Origin of the sequence: Deinococcus radiopugnans ATCC 19172 (assembly GCF_006335125.1) — a bacterium.
GTDB classification, from domain to species: Bacteria; Deinococcota; Deinococci; order Deinococcales; family Deinococcaceae; genus Deinococcus; species Deinococcus radiopugnans.
The window spans coordinates 35,387-60,939 of sequence record NZ_VDMO01000020.1 but is presented as its reverse complement, the minus strand read 5'-3'; the positions used below and the strand labels follow the sequence as shown (position 1 = coordinate 60,939).

Here is a 25,553-nt window from a genome sequence, read left to right as displayed (position 1 = left end):
ATGGCGCGGAACAGCTGTGCCATGCGCTGCGGTGGAACCTGCCCGAGTTACCTGAGTTGGTCAGGCTACTGAGCACGCCGTTTCACGCATCAGGAGCGGCTTGAAGCTAAGATGTCCGGTACAGAGGGTTGCAACAATCTGATCCTGGTTGCTGCGATTGACGCACCCACTGAGGAGCAAGCTGAGGCTTACGCAAAGCGCTTTGGTCACGACTTTTTCCTCCTTGCGCGTATCGTTGCTCCTGAACTGACGAACTGTTGCCCCAGTGTGAACTCATCCCATGACCCTGCTGGAGCGCGTCACCGTCAATCCTGCGCAGTGCGGCGGGCGGCCCTGTATTCGGGGCATGCTAATCCGGGTCAGCGATGTGCTGGATTTGCTGGGCACAGGCAGGGAGGCCGACGAGATTTTGCGTGATTACCCCGATTTGCAGCGCGAGGATATTGACGCCGCCTCCCATTGGGCCACCCTCCAAACTCCGTAAACTTCCTCCCAAGACCACCGCGCCCCCGTCCCTTCAGGCTGCCCAGGCCCCGGCCCGGGCTGCCGCCTACCGCGCCACCACCGCGCAGAATCTGGTAACGGGGGCGCTGGCCTAACTCCCCCGCGCGTCATACATCCGCTGCCGATCTCTAAACGCCGCCTTCTGCGCGTCCGTCGTCGCCTCCACGCAGTTGGGGCAACTGACGCCTTCCTCGTATGCCGGGTGCGCCCGCTCATCTACGCCCAGCGGCCAGCCGCACGAGTGGCACATCAGCGCTCCGCCCTCGCGCAGGCCGTGGCCCACGGTCACGCGGCCATCGAAGACGAAGCATTCGCCGTGCCAGCGGCTGTCCTCTTCCGGCACATCTTCCAGATATTTCAGGATGCCGCCGCGCAGATGCAAGACGTCCGTGAAGCCGCGCTCACGCAGCAGGCTGGTGCTTTTCTCGCAGCGGATGCCCCCGGTGCAGAACATGGCGACGCGTTTGCCCGCCAGTTGCTCGGCGTGGGCGTCCAGCCAGTCGGGAAACTCGCGGAAACTGTCGATTTCGGGGTTGACCGCACCTTCAAAGGTTCCAGCGCTGACCTCGTAACGGTTGCGGGTGTCCACCACCACCACATCGGGGTCTGCAATCAGGGCGTTCCAGTCGCCCGCCTCCACGTATTGCCCGGCCTGCGAGGTGGGTTCGACGGGGAGGCCCAGCGTCACGATCTCGGCTTTCAGGCGCACCTTGAAGCGCTTGAAGGGTCGCTCGTTGCTGTGCGACGTCTTGGCTTCCAAACGGTCAAAGCCCGCCGTCCGCAGGAAATCACTCAGGCCGTCAATCGCCGCGCGTGACCCGGCCACCGTGCCGTTGATGCCCTCAGCGGCGACGATCAGCGTGCCGCACAGGCCGGAAGCCTGCCCCAGTGCCAGCAACTCGGCCCGCAGGGCGGCGGGGTCTGGCACGCGGCGGAACTGGTACAGGGCCAGAACGGTGAAAGGGGTGGGGGGGACGACAACTGGACTCATGCCCTGAAAGCATAACCGGCCAGACCGGGGCGTTTGGACTGTGGACGACGGTTCCGGGCAGCCGTCAGGTCAGGAACAGCCGGTACGCCGGGTTCTGCGTCATCTCGTCGGCGGGGTAGCCCAGACTGTGCAGGAAGGCGGCAAAGTCCTGCTCATCCCCAGGCGGCACCTGAAGCCCGGCCAGCACCCGCCCGTGGGCGCTGCCGTGGTTGCGGTAGTGGAACAGGCTGATGTTCCAGCGCCCGTGAAGGTGCGTCAGGAATTCCAGCAGTGCGCCGGGGCGTTCGGGGAAGGTAAAGGAATAGACGCGCTCGCCCTCGGCCTCCGGGGCGCGGCCCCCCACCATGTGACGGATATGGACCTTGGCCAGCTCGTCGCCGGTCAGGTCCGTCACGGCGTAGCCCCGCGCGGTCAGCGTGCCCACCAGTTCGCCGCGCTGCCCGGCAGAGGCCAGCTGCACCCCCACGAAAATCTGCGCCTCGGCGCGGGGGGCGTAGCGGTAGTTGAACTCGGTCACCGCCCGCGCGCCGATCACCTCGATGAACTCGCGGAAGGCGCCGGCTCGCTCCGGGATGGTCACCGCCAGAATCGCCTCACGCTGTTCCCCGATCTCGGCCCGCTCGGAGACGTGGCGCAGACGGTCAAAGTTGACGTTGGCGCCGCAGGTCAGGGCCACCAGAGTCTCATCCTTGAGGCCACGTTCGGCGGCGTACTGCTTGAGGCCCGCCACCGCCAGCGCCCCGGCCGGTTCCATCACGGCGCGGGTGTCGTCGAACACGTCCTTGATGGCCGCGCAGACCTGATCGGTGTTGACGCGCACCCAGTCGTCCACGTAGCGCCGGGTCAGGTCAAAGGTGTAGGCGCCCACCTGCTTGACCGCCACGCCGTCCACGAAGATGCCCACCGTGTCCAGCCGCACCCGCGTGTCCGCCTGCAGGCTCTGGTACATGGCGTCGCTGTCGTCCGGCTCCACGCCCACCACCCGCACGTCGGGGCGCAGGGCCTTGATCACGCTCGCCACACCTGCGATCAAACCGCCGCCGCCCACCGGCACGAACACGGTGTAGCCGTTGCCCGTTTCCACTTGGCGCAGCAGTTCCAGCGCCACCGTGCCCTGTCCGGCCAGCACCAGCGGATCGTCGAAGGGATGCACGAAGGTCAGGTCCAGTTCCTTTTGCAGCGCGTAGGCGTACGCTTCGGCGTCGCTGAAGCTGTCGCCGTGCAGCACCACCTCGGCGCCACGGGCGCGGCAGCCGGCGATCTTGATCTCGGGCGTGGTGGCGGGCATGACGATCACCGCGCGCATCTTCAGCTCCTGCGCGGCGTAGGCCACCCCCTGCGCGTGGTTGCCCGCCGAAGCGGTGATCACGCCCTTCTCCCGCTGCTCCGGCGACAATTGCGCCATCTTGTTGTACGCGCCGCGCAGCTTGAACGAGAAGATCGGTTGCAGGTCCTCGCGCTTGAGCAGCACGCTGTTGCCGCTGCGCGCACTCAGGCGGGGGGCCTCGCTGATGGGCGTCTCAATGGCCGCGCCGTACACCTTGCCGGTCAGGGCCAGCCGCAGCACGTCCATGGCGTCCATCTGGCCGGGCTCAAATTCCTGGGTCTGGATCATGTTGGTGGCCTCCTGTGGCACATGGGGCAAAAAAGAGGCCCCCGCGAACTGGCGGGGGCAAACTCGTGGCAGCGCGTCGGCTGTCAGGTGCTGACCCCTGACCTGCCGGTAATTCGCGCCGCCCTCATGGGCCGAGCATAGGGGAGAGGCCAGGGGACGGCACTCAAAGTTGTAGACAAGCGGGGCGCCGCTCTGACCAACGGTGCATGGTGGTCAGACTGTCTGTCGGGGCGCGTCTCCTGCTACGCTGCCCGCATGACAGGCAGTCGAGACACAGTGCGGGATGGCGGGCAGGACGGAGGGCAGGACACCATCGATCTTCAGGACTTTCTGAAAATCAGCGGCGTGGTGGACACCGGGGGCGAGGCCAAGTTCCGCGTGCAGGGCGGCGAGGTCCGGCTGAACGGTGAGATCGAGACCCGCCGGCGCAAGAAGCTGCGGCGCGGCGACATCGTGGAATACGCCGGGGAACGGCTGACGGTGGACTGGTGACCTCTCCCTACGAGGAGGCGGTGCTGGACTTTCGCCGCCGCAAGGACGAACACTTTGCCGCTGGAAATGGTCCGGTGGACGCGGCCACCTTTCATGGCCTGCGCTACTACCCGCCGGACCCGGCCTGGACCTTCAGCGCCCCGCTGACCTTCAACCTTCCTGGCCCGGAGGCCGAATTCACCCTGGACACCAATACCGGCCAGCCGCGCACCATGGCGCTGTACGGCACGGTCACGTTGGCGCTGCCCGGCGCCGGATCGTCCCAGAGCGGCCACACCCTGAGCGTCTTTGCGCCGCTGGGTGACGAGCAGCCGCAGCGCGTGTTCATTCCCTTCCGCGACGCCACCAGCGGGCAGGAAACCTACGGTGCGGGCCGCTATCTGGACGCGCCCCTGGCCCGCACCGGGTCTATTCAGGACGGGGACGGCGACGCGCTGGTGTCGGTGGATTTCAATCTGGCGTACCATCCGTACTGCGCTTACGGCGACGGCTGGACCTGCCCGCTGCCGCCGCGCGAGAACGTGCTGCCGGTGGCGGTCCGGGCCGGGGAGCGGCTGCCCGAGTCCTGAGTCTCGGGTAGGGGGTCCTCCACCGAAGGAGGGACGCTCGCCCGCGCCCTGCTGCTCTAGAGTGGGGCGCTATGACGAACGCCGTGAAGACCACTGCCCTGATGCTGAGCGCCCTGCTGGCGCTGACCGCCTGCCAGAAGAAGGCGGACGACACCGCCACCACCCAGCCGGACGAGACCACCGCCGAACAGCCCGCCGAAACGGCGCCGGCCACGCCTGCCGTCACCACGGCGGGCGAGATTCCTGCGGGCTACACCCTGGTGCCGCCGCTGAGCAAGGAACCGGTGCGCGAGTTCAAGAAGGAACCCGCGATGGCCCTGCAGGACGGCAAGGACTACTACGCCCTGATCGACACCAACCGCGGCCAGATTCTGGCGGACCTGTACGAGCAGGAAACGCCCGTGACGGTCAACAACTTCGTGACGCTGGCCCGCAACCACTACTTCGACGGCATCCGCTTTCACCGCGTGATCGACGGCTTCATGGCCCAGACCGGCGATCCGCTGAGCGTGGACGAGGCCAAGCAGGCGCAGTGGGGCACCGGCGGCCCCGGCTACAGCTTCGCCGACGAGTTCCGCACCAAGCTGACCTTCAACTCCGAGGGCATCCTGGCGATGGCCAACAGCGGCCCGGCCACCAACGGCAGCCAGTTTTTCATCACGTTTGCGCCCACCGATTTCCTGAACGGCAAGCACACCATCTTCGGCAAGGTGGTCAACGGCGACGATGTGCTGCCCAAACTGACCCGCACGATGGACGCGCAGAATGCCGAGATCGCGGGGGCCAAGGCCGACGAGATCCTGTCGGTGCGCATCCTGACCAAGAACTAAGGCTGAACCGTTGAAGTGGGGTGGAGGGTGGGTCCGGATGGGCCGCCCCTCTGCCCCGTTTTTCTGCTCTGGCTGACCCAAATGCGCCACATAGCGTATGCAATTGGGGCGGCGCCGCTCTAGCCTGTAGAGATGTCGTTGCCCGCTGCCCCTCAAGAATCTTCCGAGTCGTCCAGACCGTCCTCGACGCTGGGCGTGCTGCGCGTGTATCTGGGGCCGCTCAAGTGGCAGGTGGCCGGGCTGGCCGCGCTGCTGCTGACCGGCACCGGCCTCAACCTGCTGCTGCCGCAACTGCTGCGCCGCTTCGTGGACAGCGCCAAGCTGGGCGCGGACGCCGACGTGGGCCTGATGGCGCGGCTGGCCGGCTTCTACATCCTGCTGGCGATCGGCGTGCAGCTGATGACGGCGGGGGCCACCTACGTGGGGGCGCGGGTGGGCTGGACGGCCACCAACCGCCTGCGCGTCGACCTGATGGCGCACCTGCTGTCGCTGGACATGCGCGAGCACAAGGAGCGCACCCCCGGCGAGATGATCGAGCGCATCGACGGCGACGTGACGGCCCTGAGCAACTTCTTCTCGCAGTTCGCGGTGCGGGTGTTCGGCGCGGCGCTGCTCCTCATTGGCGCGCTGGTCATGTTCTTCCGCGAGGACTGGCGCGTGGGCGCGGGTGTGGCGCTGTTCACGACGGTCACCCTGATCGCCATGAACCGCGTGCGCAAGCTGGGCGTGGAACCCACCCGGCTGGAGCGCGAGTCCAGCGCCCGGCTGTTCGGCTTCGTGGAAGAACGCCTCTCAGGCCTGGAGGACATCCGCAGCCTGGGCGCGGGCGGCCATCACCTGAACGCCTTCCTGCGCACGCAGCGCACCTTCTTTACCCGCAGCGTCAATTCTTGGCGGCGGCGCAGCATCGTTTGGCAGCTGAGCATGGCGCTGTTCGCGGTGGGCTACGTGGGCGTGCTGTCGGTGGCGGTGGGCCTGTACGCGGCAGGTGCGATCACGCTGGGCACGGCCTTCCTGCTGTACAACTACATGAGTCTGGTGGAAGAACCCATCGATCAGTTGACGCAGCAGTTGCAGGAGTTGCAGAAGGCCGGGGCCAGTCTGTTCCGCGTGGGCGAGATTCTGGCACTGCGCAGCGCGATTCACGGCGGCGCAGCACAGCTGCCGGAGGACGGCGCCCTGCCCCTGGAATTCGAGAATGTGTCGTTCAGCTATTCCCCGGACGAGCCGGAGCTGCGCGGCGTGCTGCACGGCGTGTCGTTCAGTCTGCCGGCCGGTCAGACCCTGGGCCTGCTGGGCCGCACCGGCAGCGGCAAGACCACCCTGACCCGGCTGGTCTCGCGGCTGTACGACGCGACATCCGGCACGGTGCGGCTGGGTGGAATGAACGTGCAGGATGTGGACCTGCACGGCTTGCGGCGGCGGGTGGCGGTGGTCACGCAGGACGTGCAGCTGTTCCAGGCCAGCGTGCGCGACAACCTGTCGTTCTTCGATCCGCAGATCACCGACGAGGAGGTGGAGGCCGCGCTGCATGAGGTGGGCCTGGGCACCTGGCTGGCGCGTCTAAAGGACGGCGTCCACACGCCCCTGCCCACCGGCAGTCTGTCGGCGGGCGAGGCGCAGCTGCTGGCCTTCGCCCGCGTGATGCTGCGCGATCCCGCCGTGATCATTCTTGACGAGCCGAGTAGCCGCCTCGATCCGGCCACCGAGGCCCTGCTGACCGCCGCCATGACCCGCCTGCTCTCGGGGCGCACCGCCATCATCATCGCCCACCGGCTGGACACGGTGGCCCGCGCCGACCGGATTCTGGTGCTGGGCGACGGCGAGGTACTGGAAGACGGCCCCCGCGCCGTGCTGGCCCACAACCCCGGCAGCCACTACGCCGAACTGCTGCGGGCAGGCACGCTGGAAGAAGAGGGCGTGGGGGTGCTGGCATGAGTTCCGGTCTCCGCCTCCAGCGGCCTGTCCCGCCGTATACCCCTGACGTTTCCTTTCCCTTCGGAGCCTCCGCATGACCACCGTCCCCACTGCCAAACCTGCCACCGCGCCGGACCGCACCTTCGCCCTGACCAAGCGGCTGTTCGCGTATCGCCCGGCCCTGTTCGCCTTCAACCTGTTCATGTGGGGGCTGGTGCATGTCTCGCCCGCGCTGCTGGCCCTGGCAGTCAGCCACGTGTTCGGGCAACTCGACGCGGCCGAGGCGCTGCGAAAGAGCGGCGGCGACATTGGCCCGGCGGTGGCGGCGGCCTGGATCGCCGTGGCGTGGTTCGCCGTGGTGCGGGCCAGCCGCTTCGGCATCTTCTACGGGGCGTTCCGGGCCTTTATCGAGATCTGGTACACCCTGGACGCGCTGCTGCGCCGCAACCTGCTGGGTTACCTGCTGACCACCCCCGGCTCGCGCCGCCTGCCCGACACCCCTGCCGAGGCGGTCAGCCGCTTCCGCGACGACGTGGAGGACGTGGCCGGCTACGTGGAGGTCTGGATAGACAGCGCAGGCTTCGTGCTGTACTCGCTGGTGGCGATTGCGCTGATGGCCCGCGTCGATCCCCTGATCACGCTGCTGGTGTGCGCCCCGCTGCTGCTGATGGTGGTGTTCGTCCAGAAACTCTCGCCCACCATCCGCAGTTACCGCCGCCGCATGCGCGAGGCCACCGCCCGCGTCACCGACTTCATCGGCGAGACCTTCGGGGCCGTGAGCGCCGTGAAGCTGGCCGCCCGCGAGGACGGCATGGTGGCGCACCTGGGCAAGCTGGGCGAGACCCGCCGCCACGCCGCCCTGCGTGACGTGCTGCTCACGGAATTGATCCGGGGCGTCAACACCAACATGGTCAATCTGGCCGTGGGGCTGGTGTTGCTGCTGGGGGCCAACAAGATTCGCGGCGGCGCGCTGGAGGTGGCCGACTTCGTGCTGTTCATCGGCCTGCTGCCGCGCCTGACCGGCAGCATGGGGTTCTTTGGCGACGCGATTGCCCGCCACCGCCGCACCGGGGTCAGCTATGACCGCATGACCCGGCTGCTGCAGGACGCGCCCGACACCAAGATCGTGGAGCACCACCCCGCCTACCTCCACAGCGAGCCGCCCGCCCCGCCCGCCGCGCCGCCGGAGCTGCCGCTGGAGGAATTCACAGTACAAGGTCTGACCGCCACCCACGACAGCGGACTGGGCGTGCGCGACGCCAGCTTCACCGTGCGGCAGGGCGAGTTCGTGGTGGTCACCGGGCGCATCGGCAGCGGCAAGAGCACGCTGCTGCGGGCGCTGCTGGGCCTGATTCCGGCGCAGTCCGGAACCGTGCAGTGGAACGGGCAGACGGTGGAAGACCCCGCCTCGTTCCTGGTGCCGCCGCGCAGCGCCTACACTGCCCAGATTCCCAGCCTGTTCAGCGACAGCCTGCGCGAGAACGTCCTGAGCGGCAGCGACGAGGCCCGGCTGGGCCGCGCGGTGCGGCTGGCCGTGCTGGAACCGGATCTGGCGCAGCTGCCACAGGGGCTGGACACGCCGGTAGGCGCGCGCGGCGTCAAGCTCTCCGGCGGGCAGATGCAGCGCACGGCGGTGGCCCGCATGCTGGCGAGGGACGCCGACCTGCTGGTCTTCGACGACGTGTCGAGCGCCCTGGACGCCCGCACCGAGGCGCAGCTGTGGGACGGGCTGTTCAGCGAAACCGACGCCACCTGTCTGGTGGTCAGCCACCGCCGAGCCGCCCTGAGCCGGGCCGACCGCATTCTGCTGATGCAGGACGGACGCATCGTGGACGAGGGCACGCTGGCCGAATTGCTGGACCGGAACGAGGAGATGCAGGCCCTGTGGGCTGAGCACGCGCAGGGCTGAACGGTCACAGCGGGAGGAAGAGAGGCGCGCATCCCCATACGGGATGCGCGCCTCCTTCATCTGCCCCGGCCTACTTCAGAAGAAGTTGCCGATGCGGAAGTAGAACTTGCCGCCCGCGTCCTGGGGGCTGTAGCCATAGTCGAAGCGTAGGCTGGGCAGCAGCGCCCCGCCGATGCCCAGGTTGAGCTGCACGCCCGCGCCCACGCCGTACTTCAGGTTGAAGTTGGGGTTTTCCTTGGTGCCCCAGGCGCTGCCCGCGTCCGCGAAGGCCACACCGTACAGGCCCTGCGCGATGCCCGCCTTGAGGCCGAAGTCGAAGCGGTACTCGGCGCTGGTGGTGAAGTAGTTGATGCCGAACAGCGAGCCGTCGGACAGGCCGCGAATCTGCCGCGAGGCCTGGGGTGTGCTGCCCCCGCCGACGGCGAAGCCGGTGCCGCCCGGCGCGCTGTCCTGGTTCAGGATGGTGCCCGCGTTGGCCCGCACCGCGAAGACCTGCTGCTTGGTCTGCAGGCCCAGGTCCTTCTCGATGGTGCGCCCGAAGCCGTAGTACGTGCTGCCGCCCGCCTCGATGTCGCTCCAGCGCAGCGGGGTCTCGCCCTGCCGCCCGAAGTTGTACCCGGCGTCCAGATTGGCGCGGAAGCCGCTGTCGGGGAATTCGGGGTTGGTGGTGCTGTCGTAGTTCAGGTTGCCGCTGACGCGGGTGGTGACCCCAGCCTGGGGCAGCAGGCTCTCGGCCTTCTTGGCGTCGAAGGTGTAGGTCGTGGCGGGTTGGCCGTCCTTGCCTGGAATCTCGGCGGTGCCTTTTTCCCCTTCCTTCAGGGCTTCCAGGTAGTAGGTCTTGTAGCTGACGCCCACGCCCACGTTGGCGTACAGGTACCGGGTCAGGTTGCGCCCGGTGTTGACGCTGAAGCCGGTGCTGCGGACCGTGTAGTCGTAGCCGGTGTCGGTGTTGGCCGGGGCGCCGGTGGTTTCCGGCGAGTCGGTGGGCCGGGTAAACACCGCATTGTTGCCGCTGACCGTGCTGCCCACGCCGAACGACACGCTGGTGCGGTTCTTCTGGAAGTCCAGGAACTTCAGGTCCAGCCAGGGAATGGTGTAGCTGACGTTGCCGCTGAAGTTCTGCCCGGCGTCGTTCTGCTGCGCGCCGATGCCGACGGTGAAGCTGTGGCCCAGCCCGAAGGTGTTGGGGTTGGTATAGGCCGCGTCGCCGCTGAAGCCGCCCGCGAAGCTGTCGTAGGTGAGGCCCAGGCTGACCGGAATGCCCTTGGCCTTTTCGGCAATGCCCAGCACGTAGGTCACGTTTTCAGGGTTCTGGGGATCGCTGCGCACCGACTCGGTGGTCACGCTCACGAAGCCCAGGCGGCTGATGCGGCCCAGCGCGGCGCTGAGGGTCTCGCGGTTGAAGGCGCTGCCGGGTTCGGGCAACTCGCGCAGGATCACGCGGTCCTTGGTGCGGTGCTCGCCCTGCCACGCCAGTTCGTAGCCCACCAGCCGGACCTCGCGGATGTTGAAGTTCAGCGCGCCGTCCTTGAAGGTCACCGCGTCGCGGGTGCTGATCTCGTAGCCGGCCTTGCGGTACACGTCGCGCAGCGCCAGGAAGTCGTCCTGCGCCAGTTGCGGGCTGTAGATGTCGCCCGTCTTGGTCTTGACCGCCGCCTGAAGCAGGGCGGTGGGCACCAGGGTATTGCCGGTGATGGCAATGGTCTTGACCGGACCGGACGCCACGTCCGACGCGCCGAACAGCACGGTGACCTCGCCCGGATTCTCGGGGTTGGGCTGCAGCGCGAAGCCCACCGGCTTGCCGGTCTGGTTGGCCAGGGTCCGCACGTCGGCCTGCAGGCTGGCCAGGGTCACCGGCTTGCCGGCGGCGGTCTGCAGCGTCACCTTGGGGTTGTCCAGGTTGCTCAGGTCCACGGCGGCGACCTTGCCCTCGATCACCGCCACCTTCAGTACCCCGTCGGCCAGCGTGCTGTTGCGGACGTCCACCCCGGCCTGCAGGTATCCGGCGTCGTCAAAGGCCATCTGCAGCTGCTGCACCGCGCCGTAGTACAGGTCCGGCGTGAACTTGCGGGCGTCGTACAGCGGCTTGAAGATGTTGGTCACGGTGGCGGTGGGCAACAGGGTCACGCCGCTGACCTCCACGCGCTTGATCGGCGCCGTCTCGTCGACGACAAAGGTCACGGTGACGTTGCCGTCCGCGCCCGCCTTGGTCTCGGCGCTGATGCTGGGCGCGAAGGGGTAGCCCTCGGCCTGATAGTTCTGGGCCAGGGCTTCCTTGGCCTGATCGATGCGCTGGGTGTTCAGCGTGGCGCCGGGGGCGATGTTCAGCAACTCGCCAATCGACTTCTTGAAGGCGTCGGGCTCCAGGAAGGTCAGGCCACTGGCCTCCACCGCCGCGATGGTGGGGTTGGGCACCACGGTGACGTTCAGGGTGTCCTTGCCGGCCACGGTGCGCAGTTCGGCCACGGCACTCTTGAAGTACCCGGTGGCCACCACTTCCTGCTCGACGGCGCGCAGGTTGACGCTGGACAGCGGCGCGCCCGGCTGGACGCTGAGGGTGGCCTTGAGGAAGTTCGCCAGCAGATCGCTGGTTCCGGCCACGGTGATGTCTTGAACGGTGCCGGCGGTCTGGGCCACGGCGGGCGCGGCCAGAACGACGGTCACGGCGAGCGTTAGGGGGTGTCGCATTCTTCTCCTAGTTTCGCACATCTCTGAACTCGCCCTGACCGCGCAAATGCCCGCAGCGGGGCGCGGGCAGGGCAGGGTTGAGGGCCGGATGGGGCGATCACTGCGTCCACAGTTGCCGTTCGCCCCCTGAGAAGGGTGAAGATCGGGTGCGCCGCGGTCCATCTGTTCGCCCAGGCCTGTCCTGGCGGCGGGCCTGGGCCGGCAGACTGGCTCTTGAGCCCCCCGCCGGGGTGGGCCAGAATGGGGGGATGTCCTGGATTCAAATGGTTCGCGCGGCTGCGCCGGGTGTAGAGCGCTGCTGTTCCACGGGCGCCGGGTTGTTCAGGGCCGGGTTGTTCAGCATGGGGGCCACCGCATGAGCCTGCCGGACGTGGTGGCCCACCTGCGGGCGCTGGAGCAGGAGGCCGGGCGCGAGTCAGGCAGCGCACAACTGGTGGCCGTGACCAAGGGGCAGACCCTGGACAGCATCGAGCGCTGCGTCCTGGCCCACGGCACCTTTCCCTTGGGCGAGGGCCGCGCCCAGGAACTGCGCGACAAGGCCGCCGAGCGCCCGGACTGGGAATGGCACTACATTGGCCCGCTGCAACGCAACAAGATCAAGTACCTGCGCCCGGTGACCCTCGTGCATGCCATTGAGGCGGCGTGGCAGGCCCAGGCCATCGCGGAGGCGGCGGGGAAGTGGGGCCACGCCCCGGACCTGCTGCTGCAACTGCACAACGGCGAGGAACAGAAGCACGGCGTCCCGACGGACGAACTGGCCCAGACCCTGCGCGAGGTGCGTGAAACGGGCCTGAGTGTGCGCGGCCTGATGGTCATGGCCCCGGACTTCGGCGCGGACGTGGCGCAGGCCGAGGCCGAAAGCCGTATCCTGCGGCTCTTCACCGACACCGCGCGGCGTGCCCACGATCTGGGCCTGAGCGAACTGAGCATGGGCATGAGCGGCGACTATCCGCTGGCCGTGCGTGCCGGAGCCACCCTGGTGCGGGTGGGAAGGAGCCTGTTTCAATGACTGAGCCCATGACTGACCTGACCCGAGTTGACCTGAGCCCCGAACGGGCTTCCGAACTGACCCCCGGCACCACCGCCCGCCGGGATTCCAACCGCCTGACGCCTCTGGACATCCGCCACCAGGAATTTCCCGGCCGTTTTGGCGGGTACCGCCGCGACAGCGTGCGCGCCTTTCTGGCCCAGGTGTCCGACGAACTTGAGGCGCTGCTGGGCGAGCAGCTGCGTGCCCGTGAGACGCGCACCCGGCTGGAACGCGAGCTGGAGGAACTGAAAGCCTCGCAGGACGAGATCCGCCGCGCCGTGGTGGCCGCCGAGAAGATGTCGCATGACCTGCGTCAGAACGCCACGAAGGAAAGCGAGCTGATCGTGGCCCATGCCACCGCCCAGGGCGAGAGCATGCTGCGCGAGGCCCAGGCCCGCAACGTGGAATTCGAGGCCCAGCACGGCGCGCGCATGACCGCGCTGGAGGCCACCTTCCACGCCCGCTTCGCCGATCTGGAGCGTGACCACCACCAGCTGCTGCTGGAGCGCGAGCGCGTGCAGACCGAGCGCATCAACGCGCTGGAACGCGAGTTCAACGAGCGCCACACCGAACTGACCTCGCGTCTGGCCGGGGCGCGTCAGGAGTACGTGCAGTTTCTGAGCGGCTACCGCGCCCTGATGACCTCGTTTTCCGATCTCTCGGCCCGCCACGTGCTGCCCGAGGACATGCCCCTGCCGGTTTCCGGGCTGCCGAGCCAGCATCTCAAGGGTGGAGGCCGGGCGCAGACCCAGGCACAGACGCGGGAACTGCCCGACGCGGGGGACGCCGCCCCCGAGCAGGACGGCGAGAAGGACACGGACCTGCTCGAAAACCACCAGTTCCTGTGATGTCGCCCCCGAATCTGCCGGTGTTCCGCCTGCCCGTCACGGACCCGGCGTTCGTCCAGAACCCCTATCCGCTGCTGGCCGAGTTGCGCGAGACGACGCCCGTGTTCTTTGATCCCGGCATGAACCGGGTGGTGCTGACCCGCTACGCCGACATCAGTGCGGTGCTGCGTGACAAACGCTTCGGGCGCAGCGCCCTGCACCGCTACTCGCGCGACGAGCTGGGCTGGCCGCCGCCCGATCCCGCGCAGCAGCATTTCGACGCCTTCAACGGCAACCACCTGCTGGACAGTGAACCGCCCAAGCACACCCGGTTGCGCTCATTGGTGGGGTTGGCCTTCACGCCGCGCCGGGTGGAAGGCCTGCAGAAGCGTATCGAAGCGATTCTGGCCGGGCAGTTGCGCGGGCTGGGCGAGGCTGGAGCCTTTGATCTGGTGGCCGACTACGCCGAGCCGCTGCCGGTCACGGTGATCGCCGAACTGCTGGGCGTGCCGCCAACAGACCGCGCCCTGCTGCGCCCGTGGTCGGCCGCCATCGTGCGGCTGTACGAGCCCAGCGCCGATTCACTGGCGCAGGCCGAGGCCGAACGCGCCGTGCTGGACTTCAGCGCCCTGCTGCGTGAGCTGAGCGGGCAGCGCCGGCGCCAGCCGCAGGATGACCTGATCACCGCCCTCGTGGGGGCCGAGCAAGACGGTGACAGGCTCAGCGAGCAGGAGCTGATCGACACCTGCATTCTGCTGCTCAACGCCGGGCACGAGGCCAGCGTCAACGGATTGGCGGCGGGGGTGCTGGCCCTTCTCAGGCAACGCGAGCACTGGGACGCGCTGGTGGCGGCGGCCCCGCGCGAGGACAGCCTGCCCCTGTTCCGCCGCGCTGCCGAGGAACTGTTGCGCTTCGACACGCCGCTGCCGATGTTCGAGCGGATTGCGCTGGAAAGCATGGAGTTGCACGGCGCGGCCCTGAAGCCCGGAGACCGGGTGTCGCTCCTGTATGCCAGCGGCAACCGCGACCCGCGCAAATTCGACGTGCCCGGCGCCCTGAACCTGAACCGCGATCCCAACCCGCACCTGACCTTCGGGCTGGGCATCCACTACTGCCTGGGCGCGCCGCTGGCCCGGCTGGAACTGGCCCTGAGCCTGCGGGCGCTGTGCCGCGCGCTGCCAGACTTGCGCCTCAAGCATGCCGACGAGCCGGGCCAGTACACCGGCGGCTTCGTCATTCGTGGGCTGGCGCGGCTGGACGTGGTGAACGGTTGAGGGAGGGAGTGGCCCGCCAGTGGAACGTGGGCGCAGTCAGTGCGGTTACCCCGCTGGGCGGTGGAAGCATCAACGGGGCGCACCGCGTCGAGGCGCAGGCGGGCTGCTTTCACCTGCGGGTGTACCGCGAGGCCCAGCGCCTGAGCATAGAGCGCGAACATGCCGTGATTGCCGCCGCGCTGGCTGCCGGGAGTTCGACGCCGCGCCCGGTGCCCTTGAAAAATGGAGGCACCATCGGCCAGCTCGGCTGCGCGTGGGCAGCGCTGTTCGAGCGGGCGCCCGGCGCGGTCATTGCCCGCGAGGCGTTGACGGCGTTGGACGTGGAGCGCCTGGGTGGTTTTCTGGCTGACCTGCACGCCCGGTTGCCGCAGACGGTGGCCTTCGAGGTGCCGCGCGTCGGCACGTCCAGAGGGGGTGGAACGCGGGAACGCCTGGAGCGCATCGAGCAGGCCATCCTGAAGCTGCCCCATCCTGACGAGGCCGACGGCTGGGCGCTGGAGCGCACGCGGCAACGGCTGGCCCTGCTGCGAAGCTCGCCCCAGCCCGCGTTCGCCTCTGCCTTTCCATTCCGCTTCCTGCACGGCGATTTTCACGATGGCAACGTCTTTTTCGAGGACGGTCAGCCGGTGGCCGTGATCGACTGGGAACTGTGTCGCCTGGCCCCGCGTGCGTGGGAGGTGGCGCGTGTGCTGGACTACAGCCTGCGCCTGCATCCGGCCCTCTCGCGGGCTTTTCTGGTCGGCTACCGTCACGTTCTCCCGCTGGGTGCGGCGGAACTGCTGGACGGCGTTCGTCTGTACGCGCAGTTGCAGGAGGGCAATGTCTGGGTCTTCGAGAGCGTGTACCTCGAACACAATCCCGGCCCCAAGGTCTTTATTCGCCCGCCGCCCTACCTGCCGTTTGCTCAGGCGTGGCGCGAGTCTGGTCTGGATTAAAGTCCCGCCACCACACCGCTGCCAGCTCCCCGTCTGCCGCCTCAGCAATGGCTTCTGCCGTCCTCGCCAGCGCCAGCAATGCCAGCACGCGGGCCGGGCTGCGCGGCAGGCTGCGTTCCAGGGCTTTTTCCGCCGTCCGCCCACCCTTCGCCCCGCCCAGCCGCAGCTGCGCGTGGGCCAGCACCGCCAGCAGGTGCGCGTCGCTGGGCTGCCCGGTGGCCTCGCAGACCTTCAGGCCCTCGGCCAGGGCGCGCAGGGCAGCATGCGGCTGGGGCAACAGCTGCTCGCCGCGCAGGGTGGCGGCGGCGATTACAGCCCCCACATCGCCCTCCTGACGGGCCAGGGCCAGGGCGTGCGTGGTTTCGGCCTCCGCCCGCGCGTCCCCCTGTTGCCAGCGGGCGCGGGCACGCAGAGCGGCGGGCCGGGCGGTATCCGGCAGCGGACGCAGAACGTGCAGCGCTTGATCCGATTCACCCAGGCGCAACAGGGCCGCCGCATGCGTCAGCGGGTCTGCCCCGGCCCACAGCACCGCGAGGCGGGGGCGGCCCAGGAACAGGGCCAGCCGCGCCGCCTCGGTGGGGTCTGGTGGAAGCAGGGGAGAGTAGAAGGATGCGGGTTCGCCGCGTTCCAGAGCCGCGCTCAGTTCGGGGGGTGCCTGGGCCATCGCAGCGGCAGCATAGCCTGCCGGGGCGTTACGCGCTCAGCGCCAGGTCCAGGCCCAGGAAGCGCCACAGGGCGCGGCGCGGCACGCGCAGACCACTGGGATGTTCGACGGCGCCCAGACGGCCGTCTCTGATCCAGCGGCGGACGGTGCGTTCGTGGGTGCCGGTGAAGTCGGCCACCTGGCTGACCTTCAGGAGCATGGGCAGGCTTTGGAACTGGTCTGAAAGGGTCATCTTGGACCTCCCAAAAAGAGCGCGGGGCCGCCACACGGCAGCCCCAGACAGGATTTGATTTCAGTGTTCAGGCCATGATCCGCCCCAGGCCAGGCCAAAACGGCGCCGCCACCCGGCCCGTCGCCCTGAGGGCGCGCGGTCACGAAGTGGACTTCGGTGCGTTTCAACTTGCGCGGAGAGTACCACACCAAAAGTCAGGGCCACATCCGCCCCCGCCGGGGGAATCCGGCCGCGGGATCCGCCCCCGTAAGAGCGGGAAAACCGAGAATGCGCTGCTGCAGCCGACAAAGTCCCCACTTCCTCGCCGGGACATGGGCCTGTGGCGGCCCAAGAGAATTCTTTTACAGTTTTTTCATGCGCGGCGAAATACTGTAGGCGCCAACAGCCACAACCTGTGCCCCGGCCCCCCCCGGCCTTCCAGCCAGACCGGCCTGGAATGCTGGCGTGGTGCGAGGCGGTCAGGCGCTGTCAGTCCCACCCCGGAGGTTCTTTCATGGCTCAGCCCCGCAAGGTTCTTGGTCTCGCCCTCGCCACCCTCACCCTCAGCGCCGTGCTGGCCTCGTGCGGCAGCTCACAGAATGCGGCCACACCCGCCCTGCAAGGCGACGCGGCGGCTCCAGCCTCCACGCAGGTCAACGTCAGCGATCTGCCCATTGATCCCCAGCTCACGCGCAACCCGCTTCAGGAGCAGGCCACCGAGCGCTACAACATCACGCTGAAGTTCGCGCCGGGCAGCAGCGCCAGCGTGCAGAACGCCATGCGTACCGCCGCCGCCCGCTGGGAGAAGGTGATCACCCAGGGGCTGCCCAGCTACCGCGCCAACATCCGCGCCGGATCGTGCGGCAGCAACGCAGCCTACGTGGGCACCATCGACGATCTGCTGGTGTTCACCGGCAACACCGACATCGACGGCCCCGGCGGCATCCTGGCCCAGAGCGGGCCGTGCAGCATTCGCAGCGCCAGCGGCCTGACCACCTACAGCACGCTGGTCTTCGACACCGCCGATCTGGGCCAGTTCAGCAGCCAGCTGGCCGACATCGCCGTGCATGAGCTGGGGCACTCGCTGGGCATCGGGACGCTGTGGCAGCGCTTCGGGCTGGTGAGCGGGATTGGCGGCAGCAACCCCACGTATCAGGGCGGTAACGGCCTGCGCGAGTACCGCGCGGTGGGCGGCACCCTGAGCAGCGTGCCGGTGGAAAACCAGGGCGGCCCCGGCACGGCGGGCGGCCACTGGCGCGAGAGCACCTTCAAGACCGAACTGATGACCGGCTACCTGAACAGCGGCGTCTTCAACCCGCTGTCGCGCATGAGCGTGGGCAGCCTGCAGGACATGGGCTACGCGGTCAATTACGGTGCGGCGGACGCCTACCGCATTCCCAGCGTCGGCGCTCAGGGCGTGGGCGAAACGCTGGAACTCGGCGGGCGCGAACAGCTGATCACGCCCACCTACCGCAGCGAGTAAACGTTCAAGCCCTTTCGTCCCCACCTCAAACTGACGAGGTGGGGGCTTTGCTGCGTGGACGCGGGCCAGAAGGACACCCCCGTCGACGATCCAGGCCTTTCCCCCCCTGGCCCAGGCCCACGCGCTACCCTGCGTCCCGATGAGTCTTCTCTCGCAACTGTCGGGCACGCTGGTCAACGTGGGCACCGTGCTGCTGGGCACACTGATCGGCCTGACCGTGGGGGGGCGTCTGCCCGCGCGCACGCAGAAGGCGCTGCTCCAGACCCTCAGCCTGGTCACGGTGTTTATCGGGCTGGACATGGCCAGCAATCTGAACCGGGTGGCGGCGGGCAGCATTCCGGGGGTGATCGTGGCGCTGGTCAGCCTGGCGGCCGGCGTGGTGATCGGTGAGGCGCTGGGCATCGAGGAAGGGCTGAACCGCCTGGGCGAACGCCTGCGGACGCGCTTCAAGGGCGAGGGCCGGTTTACCGAGGGTTTCGTGGCCGCCAGCCTGCTGTTCTGCGTGGGGCCGCTGACCTTTGTGGGCGGATTGCAGAACGGCCTGACCGGGGACAGCAGCAGCTACATCCTGAAAAGCACGCTGGACGGCATCTCGGCGCTGGCGCTGGCGGGCGCGTATGGCCTGGGTGTGGGCTTCAGCGCCGTGACCGTGCTGATCGTGCAGGGCGGCATCAGCCTGGCTGCCGGGGGCTTCGCGTCCACGCTGCTGGGCGGCGCGGACCCCGAGACCCTCAAGACCAACCCGTACATCCTGGTGCTGACCGGGGCCGGTGGCCTGAGCATCGTGGGCATCAGCTGGAATCTGATGCTGGCCGGGCTGGGCCTGGAAGACCGGCGCGTGCGGGTGGGCAGCATGCTGCCGGCGCTGCTGCTGGCCCCGCTGCTGCTGTGGGTGGCGGAACGGATCGCGGGATAACCGAGGGACAGCAAGGACAAAGCGGTGCAGGCAGGGGATGCTGGGCCACTCCCACTTGGGCGGCTGGTTTCTGACGGGCGTTAATGCTCGCGGCCTATCAGTGCCTCGTCAGGTTCAGCCCGTACCTTACGCGCATTCAAACCGAGCAGCATCACACGTCCACTCTGAATGTCCAGGAGGCCCGACATGTCCACCCTCAAACGCATCTCCGCCCTGACCGCCCTGCTGGCTCTGGCCGCGCCCACCCTGGCCGCGCCCAAGATCAGCGCCCAGAGCATCATCGTCAACCCCACGCAGCCGGAACTGAACGTGCAGGTCTGGACGAACCGCGACGCCAGCGGCGATGGCAATCCCGTCTACCAGATCGGCGAGCGCATCAGCGTGGGGGTCAAGACCAATGCGGACGCCTACCTGTACCTGTTCAACGTGAATGCGGACGGCAACATTGATCTGTTCTTCCCGAACGCCTACGAGGACAGCAACTATGTCCCGGCGGGCACGCGGGTCTTTCCGGGGAACGGCGCCAGGTACAGCCTGAGCGTCGGCGGCCCGAACGGGCAGGACAAGCTGCTGGCCGTGGTCAGCACCACCGAACTGAGTCTGAACGACATTGCCATCTTCGAGGGGCAGCAGAACTTCGCCACCGTCAGCGTGCAGGGTCAGGACGGCCTGGCGCAGGCGCTGAGCATCGTGGTCAATCCGCTGCCCGACAACGCCTGGGTCACCGACACCGCCTTTTTCCGGGTGGGCAACGTGGCGCAGACCCCGCAGCCCCAGCCCACGCCCGTGACCCGGATTCAGCCGGGCCAGCGCGAGGACGGCTCCTTCGACAGCGCGATGGTGGACGCCTACGCCCGCCTGAAGGGGGGCGAGTCGCTGGGTCAGGCCACCACCTACGCCGTGCCCTGGGGCGACGGCTGGTGGCAGAAGTTTGGCGGCGTTGGCGCGTATGGCGACGCAGCGTTATTGCACGCCAACGGCAGCAGCCGCTCGTACTCGGTGCATGGCCGCCTGCTGGCCCGCTACCTGGCGCTGGCCCAGGCCGAGAACGGCGCCACCCGCCCGCCGAGCCGGCTGGGCTGGGCCGCCGGCGACGAGAAGGTCATCCCACAGAACCGCTACGGCACCACCGGCCTGTACGGCTTCTTCCAGAACGGCGCGTTGTACGACTCGCAGAAGTACGGCACCTTCTGGCTGACCGGCCCGGTGCTCAAGTCCTACCAGGGCCTGGGCGGCAGCGGCAGCTTCCTGGGCTTCCCCACCCGCGATCAGTCCCTGCTGAACGGGGCCTGGGCCGCCGACTTCGAGGGCGGCAGCATCCGCACCGTGGGCGGCGCCGTCAAGATCTACCGCAAATAAGCCCCACCCCCACCTGCTCCCTCTGCGCCGGGCATGACTGGACACCCAGTTCGTGACCCCATGCCCGGCACTCTTTTTCCCTGCCCACCCCGGGCCGGGTTCTAATCCGCGCGCCTCCGCGGGCAAACGATCTGCCCCGGCGCATCTTCCAAACCTCCCCGACACCCACATTCCGTTCAAAGCAGACAGCCCCCGACTCCGTGGCGAGTGCGGGGGCGCTCTGCTGTTCAGGCTTCAGCCCTGTTTCTGGACGTTCTGACGGTGCAATTCCCGGATGCGTCCGCTCAGCGATGATTCCGGCCCCTCGACATCCGAGTCGCGCAGCACGTCCCCAATGGGCAGGGGGTTGACTGGCCCTGGTTCTGCGCCGAACTCCTTCATCCACCCGGTCAGTTGTTCGGACGAACTGGCGTACACGATGCGTCCCAGCCCCACCCAGCCGTGGGCGGCGGCGCACATCGCGCAGTGTTCGCCGGAGGTGTAGACCGTGGCCCGCTTGCGTTCCTCTGGTGAGAGGTTTGCGGCAGCCCAGCGGGCAATCGCGATCTCGGGGTGCTGCGTGGCGTCGCCGTCCGCCGTGCGGTTGTGGTCCTCGAACAGCACCTCGCCCGCCTCCGACACGATCAGCGAGCCGAAAGGGTCATTCCCGGTGCTCAGCGCCGTCTCGGCCAATTCAACACAGCGCGTCAGATATTGTCGGTCGGTGTCGTTCATGCGTGTCCTCCTCAGCTCAGCTTGGCCTTGAATTCCTCGTAGCCAAACTGTTTGATCCGCTCGTAGCTGCCGTCCAGATGCAGGATGCCGATGTCGGGGTGCTTGACGCCGTTGAAGAAGGTGGTCTTGACCATCGTGTAGTGGATCATGTCGTCGAAGACCACGCGGTCACCGATTTTCAGCGGTTTTTCGAACACGTACTCGCCCACCACGTCCCCCGCCAGACAGGTGGTGCCGCCGATCAGGTAGGGATAGCCGCCGCCGTAATCGTTGGCCTCGCGGTGCTCGTGTTCGGGGGGATCGCCCGCGCCCAGGATGCGGGGGCGGTACGGCATTTCCAGCACGTCGGGCATGTGGGCGCTGACCGACACGTCCAGCAGCGCGGCGTCCTTGACGTTGTGCACGATGTCCAGCACGCGGCTGACCAGCCAGCCGGTCTGCCAGCCGAAGGCGCTGCCGGGTTCCAAGATCACGTCCACGCCCCATTTTTCGCGGAAGGCGCGCACCACCCGGATCAGCCGTTCCAGATCGTAGCCCTCGCGGGTCATCAGGTGGCCGCCGCCGAAGTTGACCCAGTTCATGTGCGGCAGGAATTCGCCGAAGTTACGCTCGACGACTTCCAGCGTGCGCTCCAGCGTGTCGCTGTCCTTCTCGCACAGGGTATGGAAGTGCAGGCCGTCCACGCCGTCCAGCAGATCTGCCCGGAATTCGCGGCGGGTCACGCCCAGACGTGAGAACGGCCCGGCGGGGTTGTACAGATCCGTCTCGACTTCGGCGTACTCGGGGTTGATGCGAATGCCGACGTGAATCTCACGGCCCCCTGTGCGGGCGGCCTCCACCTGCGGCTTGAAGCGTTCCCACTGCGAGAACGAGTTGAACACCAGATGATCCGCCAGTTCCAGAAGCTGTGGCATTTCCTCGTCGCTGTAGGCCGGGGCGTAGATGTGCACCTCGCCGCGCATCTCCTCGCGGGCCAGGATCGCCTCGTTCAGGCTGCTGGCCGTCGCGCCGCTGATGCCGTACTCGCGCAGGAGTGGAAAGGTGCTCCACATCGAAAAGCCCTTGAAGGCCACGATGATCCGCGCCCCACTCTGCTGCTGGATGTGCGAGATCAGCGCCAGATTGCGCCGCAGCCGCGACTCGTCCAGCACGAAGGCCGGGCTGGGAATGGCGGCCCAGTCGATGCTGTCCGTGGGCGTGACGGCAGAAAGCTGAACCTCAGCGGTGTGGGAGTCGGAAACGGTCATGCCCGGAGTCTAGCGGGCCGGGGCGTGGCCAACCGCCTTCCTCAACGCAAAAGCTTGAAGCTCTTCACGAACGCGGCGTTGGTGGGCGTCATCTTGGCCTGAAGCCCCTGCTTGGTCGTGGCGGTGACCAGATAGGCTTTACCGCCCGTGACCGCGTAGGTGGAGATGAAATGCAGCTTGAACTGCCCCTGCCGCCCGGTGTAGACGGTCTCCTGGGCTTTGGCTCCGCCCAGCGTGGTGGCGCGCGTGCTGATGATCTTGCTGTCGGTGATCAGTTTCTTGACCTGATCCAGGCTCAGGGCGTGGTACTGCGCCAGCGTGATGCCGGCCGGCAACGGCTGCACCGCCACGTTCAGGTTGGGCGTGAAATCGCCCTGCGGCTTGTCGGCGAAGGCCACCGCCACGCCGGGCACGCTGAGCTGCGTCCAGCCGGGCGGCGGCGTGACCGAGAAGCCGTTCTCGGTGTTCGTGTAGGTGGCAGACAGGGCGGAACCCAGCAGGGTCAGCCCGGCGAGGCTCAGGACAAGTTTGGTCGGCATGGGGCAGAGTAGCGGGCAGATATGCCGCCTAGCCCGCGACGAATTTTAGCGTTCCTTCGGGGACGTCCTCGCCGCGCTCCAGCGTGGGCACCACGGTGCTGGTGCTGAGGCCCGCCGCGAGTTCCACGTCCTCGCCCAGCCCCAGACTGATCAGGTGGACGCCGTGGGCGCTGCCGGCCAGCGCCTCGGCGGGATCGCCGCCGCCCCGGCGCACGGTCAGGGCGATCCGCGCGCCGTCGTCCAGCGTGAAGTCGCCCATCGCCAGCAGGTACTCGGCCAGAACGCCGGCGGTGTACACGTCCTCCAGGCCCACCCGTCCGTCGGTGCCGGCGCAGACGATGGCGATGCCCTCGGTGGCCAGGGCGCGGGCGCGGCGGGCGGCGGCGTGGGCGTTGGTCAGGGCTGCCAGCAGCACGTGCTTGCCGCTCTGCGCGGCGATATGGGCGGCCCCGGTGCCGTTGGTGGTGTTCATGACCACCGTCTGGCCCGCAAAGTTCTGTGCTCCCGCCTCGGCCGGGCTGTTGCCGAAGTCGAAGCCGGGCAGAGGCAGGCCGCCGCGTTCCCCGGCCAGCACCAGTTGATCCCGGGTGCCGCGCAGGGCCAGGGCCACTTCCGGCGTGCTGGTCAGCAGCAGCGCCTGCGCGCCGCGTTCCAGGTACGCCACCGCCGTGGTGGTGGCCCGCAGGGCGTCGATGACCAGCACCACGTCCGGGTAGGTTCCGTGCGGCAGCAGATCGACGCGCAGCCTCACGCGCGCCCGCCCGCCCTCATTTCAGGGCTTCCCGCAGGCGTTCCAGGCCTGCCCGTGCGCCGTCCTTGCCGAACACGGCGCTGCCCGCCACCAGCACGCTGGCCCCAGCGCTGACCACCGCGCGGGCGTTGGTGCTGGACACGCCGCCGTCCACCTGCAATTCGGCGGCGCTGCCCGCCTCGTCCAGCCAGCGGCGCAGGGTGCGGATGCGCTCCAGACTGGCGGGAATGAACTTCTGGCCGCCGAAACCGGGGTTGACGCTCATGACCAGCACCAGATCGACGTCGCCCAGGACGGGCCGCACCGCCTCCAGTGGGGTGCCGGGGTTGAGGGTCACGCCCGCCCGCTTGCCCAGTTCCCGGATCTGCTGCACGGCGCGGTGAACGTGCGGCGTGGACTCGACATGCACGGTCAGGCTGTCGGCGCCGGCGGCGGCAAAGTCTTTCAGGTAGCGCTCGGGCCGCTCGATCATCAGGTGCACGTCCATCGGCAGGTTGCTGGCCCGCCGCGCCGCCGCCAGGATCGGCAGCCCGAAGCTGAGGTTGGGCACGAAGGCCCCGTCCATCACGTCCACGTGCGCCCAGTCGGCCCCGGCGATGGCCTGCAGTTCATCGGCCAGATGCGCGAAGTCGCAGGACAGGATGCTGGGGGCCAGTTTGACGGGGCGGGGGCTGTCGGCTTCGGCACTCACGCCGGGCAGTTTACGACATGGCTTACAAATCCGGATGCGGCTGCCGCCGGGGGCTGCGGGGCCACGCACACGGCGGCGGCTGCTACCTTTGGCCCATGCCTCCCGTGCCCTCCGTGACGCCCGACTGGGCCTATGAGCGCCAGCACTGGCGGCGCGGGTATTTCCGGGTGGCCGGGGTGGACGAGGCCGGACGCGGGGCGTGGGCCGGGCCGGTCACGGTGGCGGCAGTGATCCTGCCCGGCTTGGCCACCGAGTACCCGTTTCGCGACAGCAAACAGCTCACGGCGGCCCAGCGTGAGGAATACGCCGCTGAGGTGCGCCGGGTGGCCCTGGCCTACGCCGTGGAACACGCCTGGCCCGACGAGATCGACCGGCTCAATATCCTGGGGGCCACGCACGCGGCGGCGCTGCGTGCCCTGGAACGCCTGACTCCGCCGCCGCAGGCGCTGGTGACGGACTACCTGAAACTCCGCACGGCGCTGCCCCTCAGCGCCCCGCCCAAGGCCGACGCCCTGAGTTACAGCGTGGCCGCTGCCAGTCTGCTGGCCAAAACGGAGCGCGACGCCGTGATGCGTGAGCTGGACGCCCAGTACCCCGGTTACGGCTTTGCCGCCCACAAGGGCTACGGGGCGCCCGCCCACCGCGCCGCGCTGGAGGAACTGGGCGTGAGTGCCGTCCACCGCCGCAGCTTCGCGCCCATCCGCCGCCTGCTGGAAGACGGTGAGGGCGGCCTGTTTCCGGCGTGGGCCTGACCCGTCCCGCGCTTCCCAGCTTCCTCATCTGCGGCCCGTATTCTGCGGCCATGTTGAAACGCGCTGTCTTGCCGCTGGCCCTGGGTCTGCCTCTGTTGCTGGGAGCCTGCGCTCCGGTGGCCTCGCTGCTCTCCTCCACGGATGGAGAAAAAGGGCCGCTGCAGTTCGGGCCGCTGGCCGTCGGGCAGACCTGGACGGTCGGCGGCGTGGTGGACAGCCGCAACGTGGTCGCCACCGTGACCATTCCCGATCTGGTCAACGTGCAGGGCGTCTTCGCCTCGTCCAGCGCCCGCGACGAGTACAACGGCTTTAACGACAACCGCGCCGGCTTCGCGGTGGCGTCCTACGATCCGGACCGCCGCAGCGCCGAATTCCGCTGGGTAGGTGACGCCGGGGCCGCCAGCTTTGACCGTGTGGTCTACACCTGCAAGATCGAGAACCTGTCTGCCACCCCTCTGACCGGCACCCTCAACTACCTGCGCAACGGTCAACTGGTGGCCACCGGCACCTGCGAGGCCAACCTCAGCGGGCGGTCCTAGCGCAGTTGTCCGAATTGCAGCATCAGAAAAGAAGACTTCTGATGCTGCAATTCTCTCCTGCGGAGCTGAATCAGTCCCAACTGCTCGTTGAAATTCACTCCCTCTC

General features: G+C 68.2%; 25 protein-coding genes. 15 read left to right on the top strand and 10 right to left on the bottom strand.

The features are described 5' to 3' along the window. Window positions 1-280 precede the first annotated feature (280 nt). Window positions 281-484, top strand: a complete 204-nt coding sequence (locus FHR04_RS16010; protein WP_139404293.1) for a DUF433 domain-containing protein — start codon at window positions 281-283, stop codon at window positions 482-484. A gap of 111 nt (window positions 485-595) precedes the next feature. Here the strand turns inward: FHR04_RS16010 and trhO are convergent, their stop codons facing one another. Beyond that, window positions 596-1,495, bottom strand: coding sequence for an oxygen-dependent tRNA uridine(34) hydroxylase TrhO (trhO, locus tag FHR04_RS16005; RefSeq protein WP_139404292.1), 900 nt, complete (start codon window positions 1,493-1,495; stop codon window positions 596-598). Window positions 1,496-1,559: 64 nt separating this feature from the next. Then, complete coding sequence (ilvA, locus tag FHR04_RS16000) at window positions 1,560-3,110, bottom strand: threonine ammonia-lyase, biosynthetic (protein WP_039683482.1); 1,551 nt, start codon at window positions 3,108-3,110, stop codon at window positions 1,560-1,562. A 255-nt stretch (window positions 3,111-3,365) separates the two neighbouring features. Here ilvA and FHR04_RS15995 point away from each other — a divergent pair, with 255 nt between their 5' ends. The 5 genes from FHR04_RS15995 (at window position 3,366) to FHR04_RS15975 (ending at window position 8,827) form a co-directional block, all read left to right on the top strand. After that, window positions 3,366-3,602, top strand: a complete 237-nt coding sequence (locus FHR04_RS15995; RefSeq protein ID WP_139404291.1) for an RNA-binding S4 domain-containing protein — start codon at window positions 3,366-3,368, stop codon at window positions 3,600-3,602. Continuing rightward, on the top strand, window positions 3,596-4,171 hold the full coding sequence (locus FHR04_RS15990; protein ID WP_039683486.1) for a DUF1684 domain-containing protein: 576 nt from the start codon (window positions 3,596-3,598) through the stop codon (window positions 4,169-4,171). Before FHR04_RS15995 ends, FHR04_RS15990 begins: the two co-directional genes overlap by 7 nt. A gap of 71 nt (window positions 4,172-4,242) precedes the next feature. Then, window positions 4,243-5,001, top strand: a complete 759-nt coding sequence (locus FHR04_RS15985; RefSeq protein ID WP_039683488.1) for a peptidylprolyl isomerase — start codon at window positions 4,243-4,245, stop codon at window positions 4,999-5,001. Between the two features lie 132 nt (window positions 5,002-5,133). Then, window positions 5,134-6,939 (top strand): ABC transporter ATP-binding protein, encoded by a 1,806-nt coding sequence (locus tag FHR04_RS15980; RefSeq protein ID WP_139404290.1) that lies wholly within the window; start codon window positions 5,134-5,136, stop codon window positions 6,937-6,939. Between the two features lie 73 nt (window positions 6,940-7,012). Continuing rightward, window positions 7,013-8,827: an ATP-binding cassette domain-containing protein gene (locus FHR04_RS15975; protein WP_139404289.1), complete on the top strand. Its 1,815-nt coding sequence runs from the start codon at window positions 7,013-7,015 to the stop codon at window positions 8,825-8,827. Between the two features lie 75 nt (window positions 8,828-8,902). Here the strand turns inward: FHR04_RS15975 and FHR04_RS15970 are convergent, their stop codons facing one another. After that, on the bottom strand, window positions 8,903-11,515 hold the full coding sequence (locus FHR04_RS15970; RefSeq protein ID WP_039683493.1) for a BamA/OMP85 family outer membrane protein: 2,613 nt from the start codon (window positions 11,513-11,515) through the stop codon (window positions 8,903-8,905). Between the two features lie 355 nt (window positions 11,516-11,870). Between FHR04_RS15970 and FHR04_RS15965 the strand changes: the two genes are divergently transcribed. Genes FHR04_RS15965 through FHR04_RS15950 form a run of 4 tightly spaced genes read left to right on the top strand, consistent with a single transcriptional unit; the run spans window position 11,871 to window position 15,581 of the window. Next, complete coding sequence (locus FHR04_RS15965) at window positions 11,871-12,524, top strand: YggS family pyridoxal phosphate-dependent enzyme (RefSeq protein ID WP_139404288.1); 654 nt, start codon at window positions 11,871-11,873, stop codon at window positions 12,522-12,524. After that, a complete protein-coding gene (locus FHR04_RS15960) occupies window positions 12,521-13,393 on the top strand; it encodes a DivIVA domain-containing protein (protein ID WP_249039163.1) in 873 nt (290 codons plus the stop codon). Before FHR04_RS15965 ends, FHR04_RS15960 begins: the two co-directional genes overlap by 4 nt. Continuing rightward, window positions 13,393-14,646, top strand: a complete 1,254-nt coding sequence (locus FHR04_RS15955) for a cytochrome P450 (protein WP_139404287.1) — start codon at window positions 13,393-13,395, stop codon at window positions 14,644-14,646. The genes FHR04_RS15960 and FHR04_RS15955 overlap by 1 nt, the downstream gene beginning before the upstream one ends. An 8-nt stretch (window positions 14,647-14,654) precedes the next feature. Further along, window positions 14,655-15,581: a phosphotransferase enzyme family protein gene (locus FHR04_RS15950; RefSeq protein ID WP_170213986.1), complete on the top strand. Its 927-nt coding sequence runs from the start codon at window positions 14,655-14,657 to the stop codon at window positions 15,579-15,581. Here FHR04_RS15950 and FHR04_RS15945 read toward each other — a convergent pair. Both FHR04_RS15945 and FHR04_RS15940 read right to left on the bottom strand, forming a co-directional pair. After that, complete coding sequence (locus FHR04_RS15945; protein WP_183944823.1) at window positions 15,520-16,245, bottom strand: hypothetical protein; 726 nt, start codon at window positions 16,243-16,245, stop codon at window positions 15,520-15,522. The two genes, FHR04_RS15950 and FHR04_RS15945, sit on opposite strands and share 62 nt — an antisense overlap. Window positions 16,246-16,273: 28 nt before the next feature. After that, complete coding sequence (locus tag FHR04_RS15940; RefSeq protein ID WP_039683501.1) at window positions 16,274-16,477, bottom strand: helix-turn-helix domain-containing protein; 204 nt, start codon at window positions 16,475-16,477, stop codon at window positions 16,274-16,276. A 493-nt stretch (window positions 16,478-16,970) separates the two neighbouring features. Here FHR04_RS15940 and FHR04_RS15935 point away from each other — a divergent pair, with 493 nt between their 5' ends. From FHR04_RS15935 to FHR04_RS15925, 3 genes are all read left to right on the top strand, one after another. Further along, entirely contained in the window at window positions 16,971-17,939 is a 969-nt protein-coding gene (locus FHR04_RS15935) for a leishmanolysin-related zinc metalloendopeptidase (RefSeq protein ID WP_170213985.1), read from the top strand. Between the two features lie 139 nt (window positions 17,940-18,078). Next, window positions 18,079-18,855, top strand: coding sequence for a DUF554 domain-containing protein (locus FHR04_RS15930; protein WP_139404285.1), 777 nt, complete (start codon window positions 18,079-18,081; stop codon window positions 18,853-18,855). A 186-nt stretch (window positions 18,856-19,041) separates the two neighbouring features. After that, window positions 19,042-20,214 carry a DUF4384 domain-containing protein gene (locus FHR04_RS15925; protein ID WP_139404284.1) on the top strand — a complete coding sequence of 391 codons (1,173 nt, stop codon included), beginning with the start codon at window positions 19,042-19,044 and terminating at the stop codon, window positions 20,212-20,214. 234 nt (window positions 20,215-20,448) lie between these two features. On the opposite strand, the gene FHR04_RS15920 is transcribed toward FHR04_RS15925, so the two are convergent. Genes FHR04_RS15920 through rpe form a run of 5 tightly spaced genes read right to left on the bottom strand, consistent with a single transcriptional unit; the run spans window position 20,449 to window position 24,156 of the window. Next, on the bottom strand, window positions 20,449-20,928 hold the full coding sequence (locus tag FHR04_RS15920) for a nucleoside deaminase (RefSeq protein ID WP_139404283.1): 480 nt from the start codon (window positions 20,926-20,928) through the stop codon (window positions 20,449-20,451). Between the two features lie 11 nt (window positions 20,929-20,939). Next, window positions 20,940-22,175, bottom strand: coding sequence for a carboxynorspermidine decarboxylase (gene nspC, locus FHR04_RS15915; RefSeq protein WP_139404282.1), 1,236 nt, complete (start codon window positions 22,173-22,175; stop codon window positions 20,940-20,942). 41 nt (window positions 22,176-22,216) lie between these two features. Beyond that, the gene (locus FHR04_RS15910; RefSeq protein WP_139404281.1) at window positions 22,217-22,714 is read right to left on the bottom strand and encodes a PsbP-related protein; all 498 of its coding nucleotides are present in this window, start codon (window positions 22,712-22,714) and stop codon (window positions 22,217-22,219) included. A 28-nt stretch (window positions 22,715-22,742) separates the two neighbouring features. After that, window positions 22,743-23,465 carry a 2-phosphosulfolactate phosphatase gene (locus FHR04_RS15905; protein WP_139404280.1) on the bottom strand — a complete coding sequence of 241 codons (723 nt, stop codon included), beginning with the start codon at window positions 23,463-23,465 and terminating at the stop codon, window positions 22,743-22,745. Window positions 23,466-23,481: 16 nt separating this feature from the next. Beyond that, window positions 23,482-24,156 carry a ribulose-phosphate 3-epimerase gene (rpe, locus tag FHR04_RS15900; protein ID WP_139404279.1) on the bottom strand — a complete coding sequence of 225 codons (675 nt, stop codon included), beginning with the start codon at window positions 24,154-24,156 and terminating at the stop codon, window positions 23,482-23,484. 95 nt (window positions 24,157-24,251) lie between these two features. On the opposite strand from rpe, the gene FHR04_RS15895 reads away from it, so the two are divergent. Continuing rightward, window positions 24,252-24,908, top strand: a complete 657-nt coding sequence (locus FHR04_RS15895) for a ribonuclease HII (RefSeq protein ID WP_139404278.1) — start codon at window positions 24,252-24,254, stop codon at window positions 24,906-24,908. 50 nt (window positions 24,909-24,958) lie between these two features. Next, the gene (locus FHR04_RS15890; RefSeq protein WP_139404277.1) at window positions 24,959-25,447 is read left to right on the top strand and encodes a hypothetical protein; all 489 of its coding nucleotides are present in this window, start codon (window positions 24,959-24,961) and stop codon (window positions 25,445-25,447) included. The last annotated feature ends 106 nt before the right edge of the window (window positions 25,448-25,553 follow it).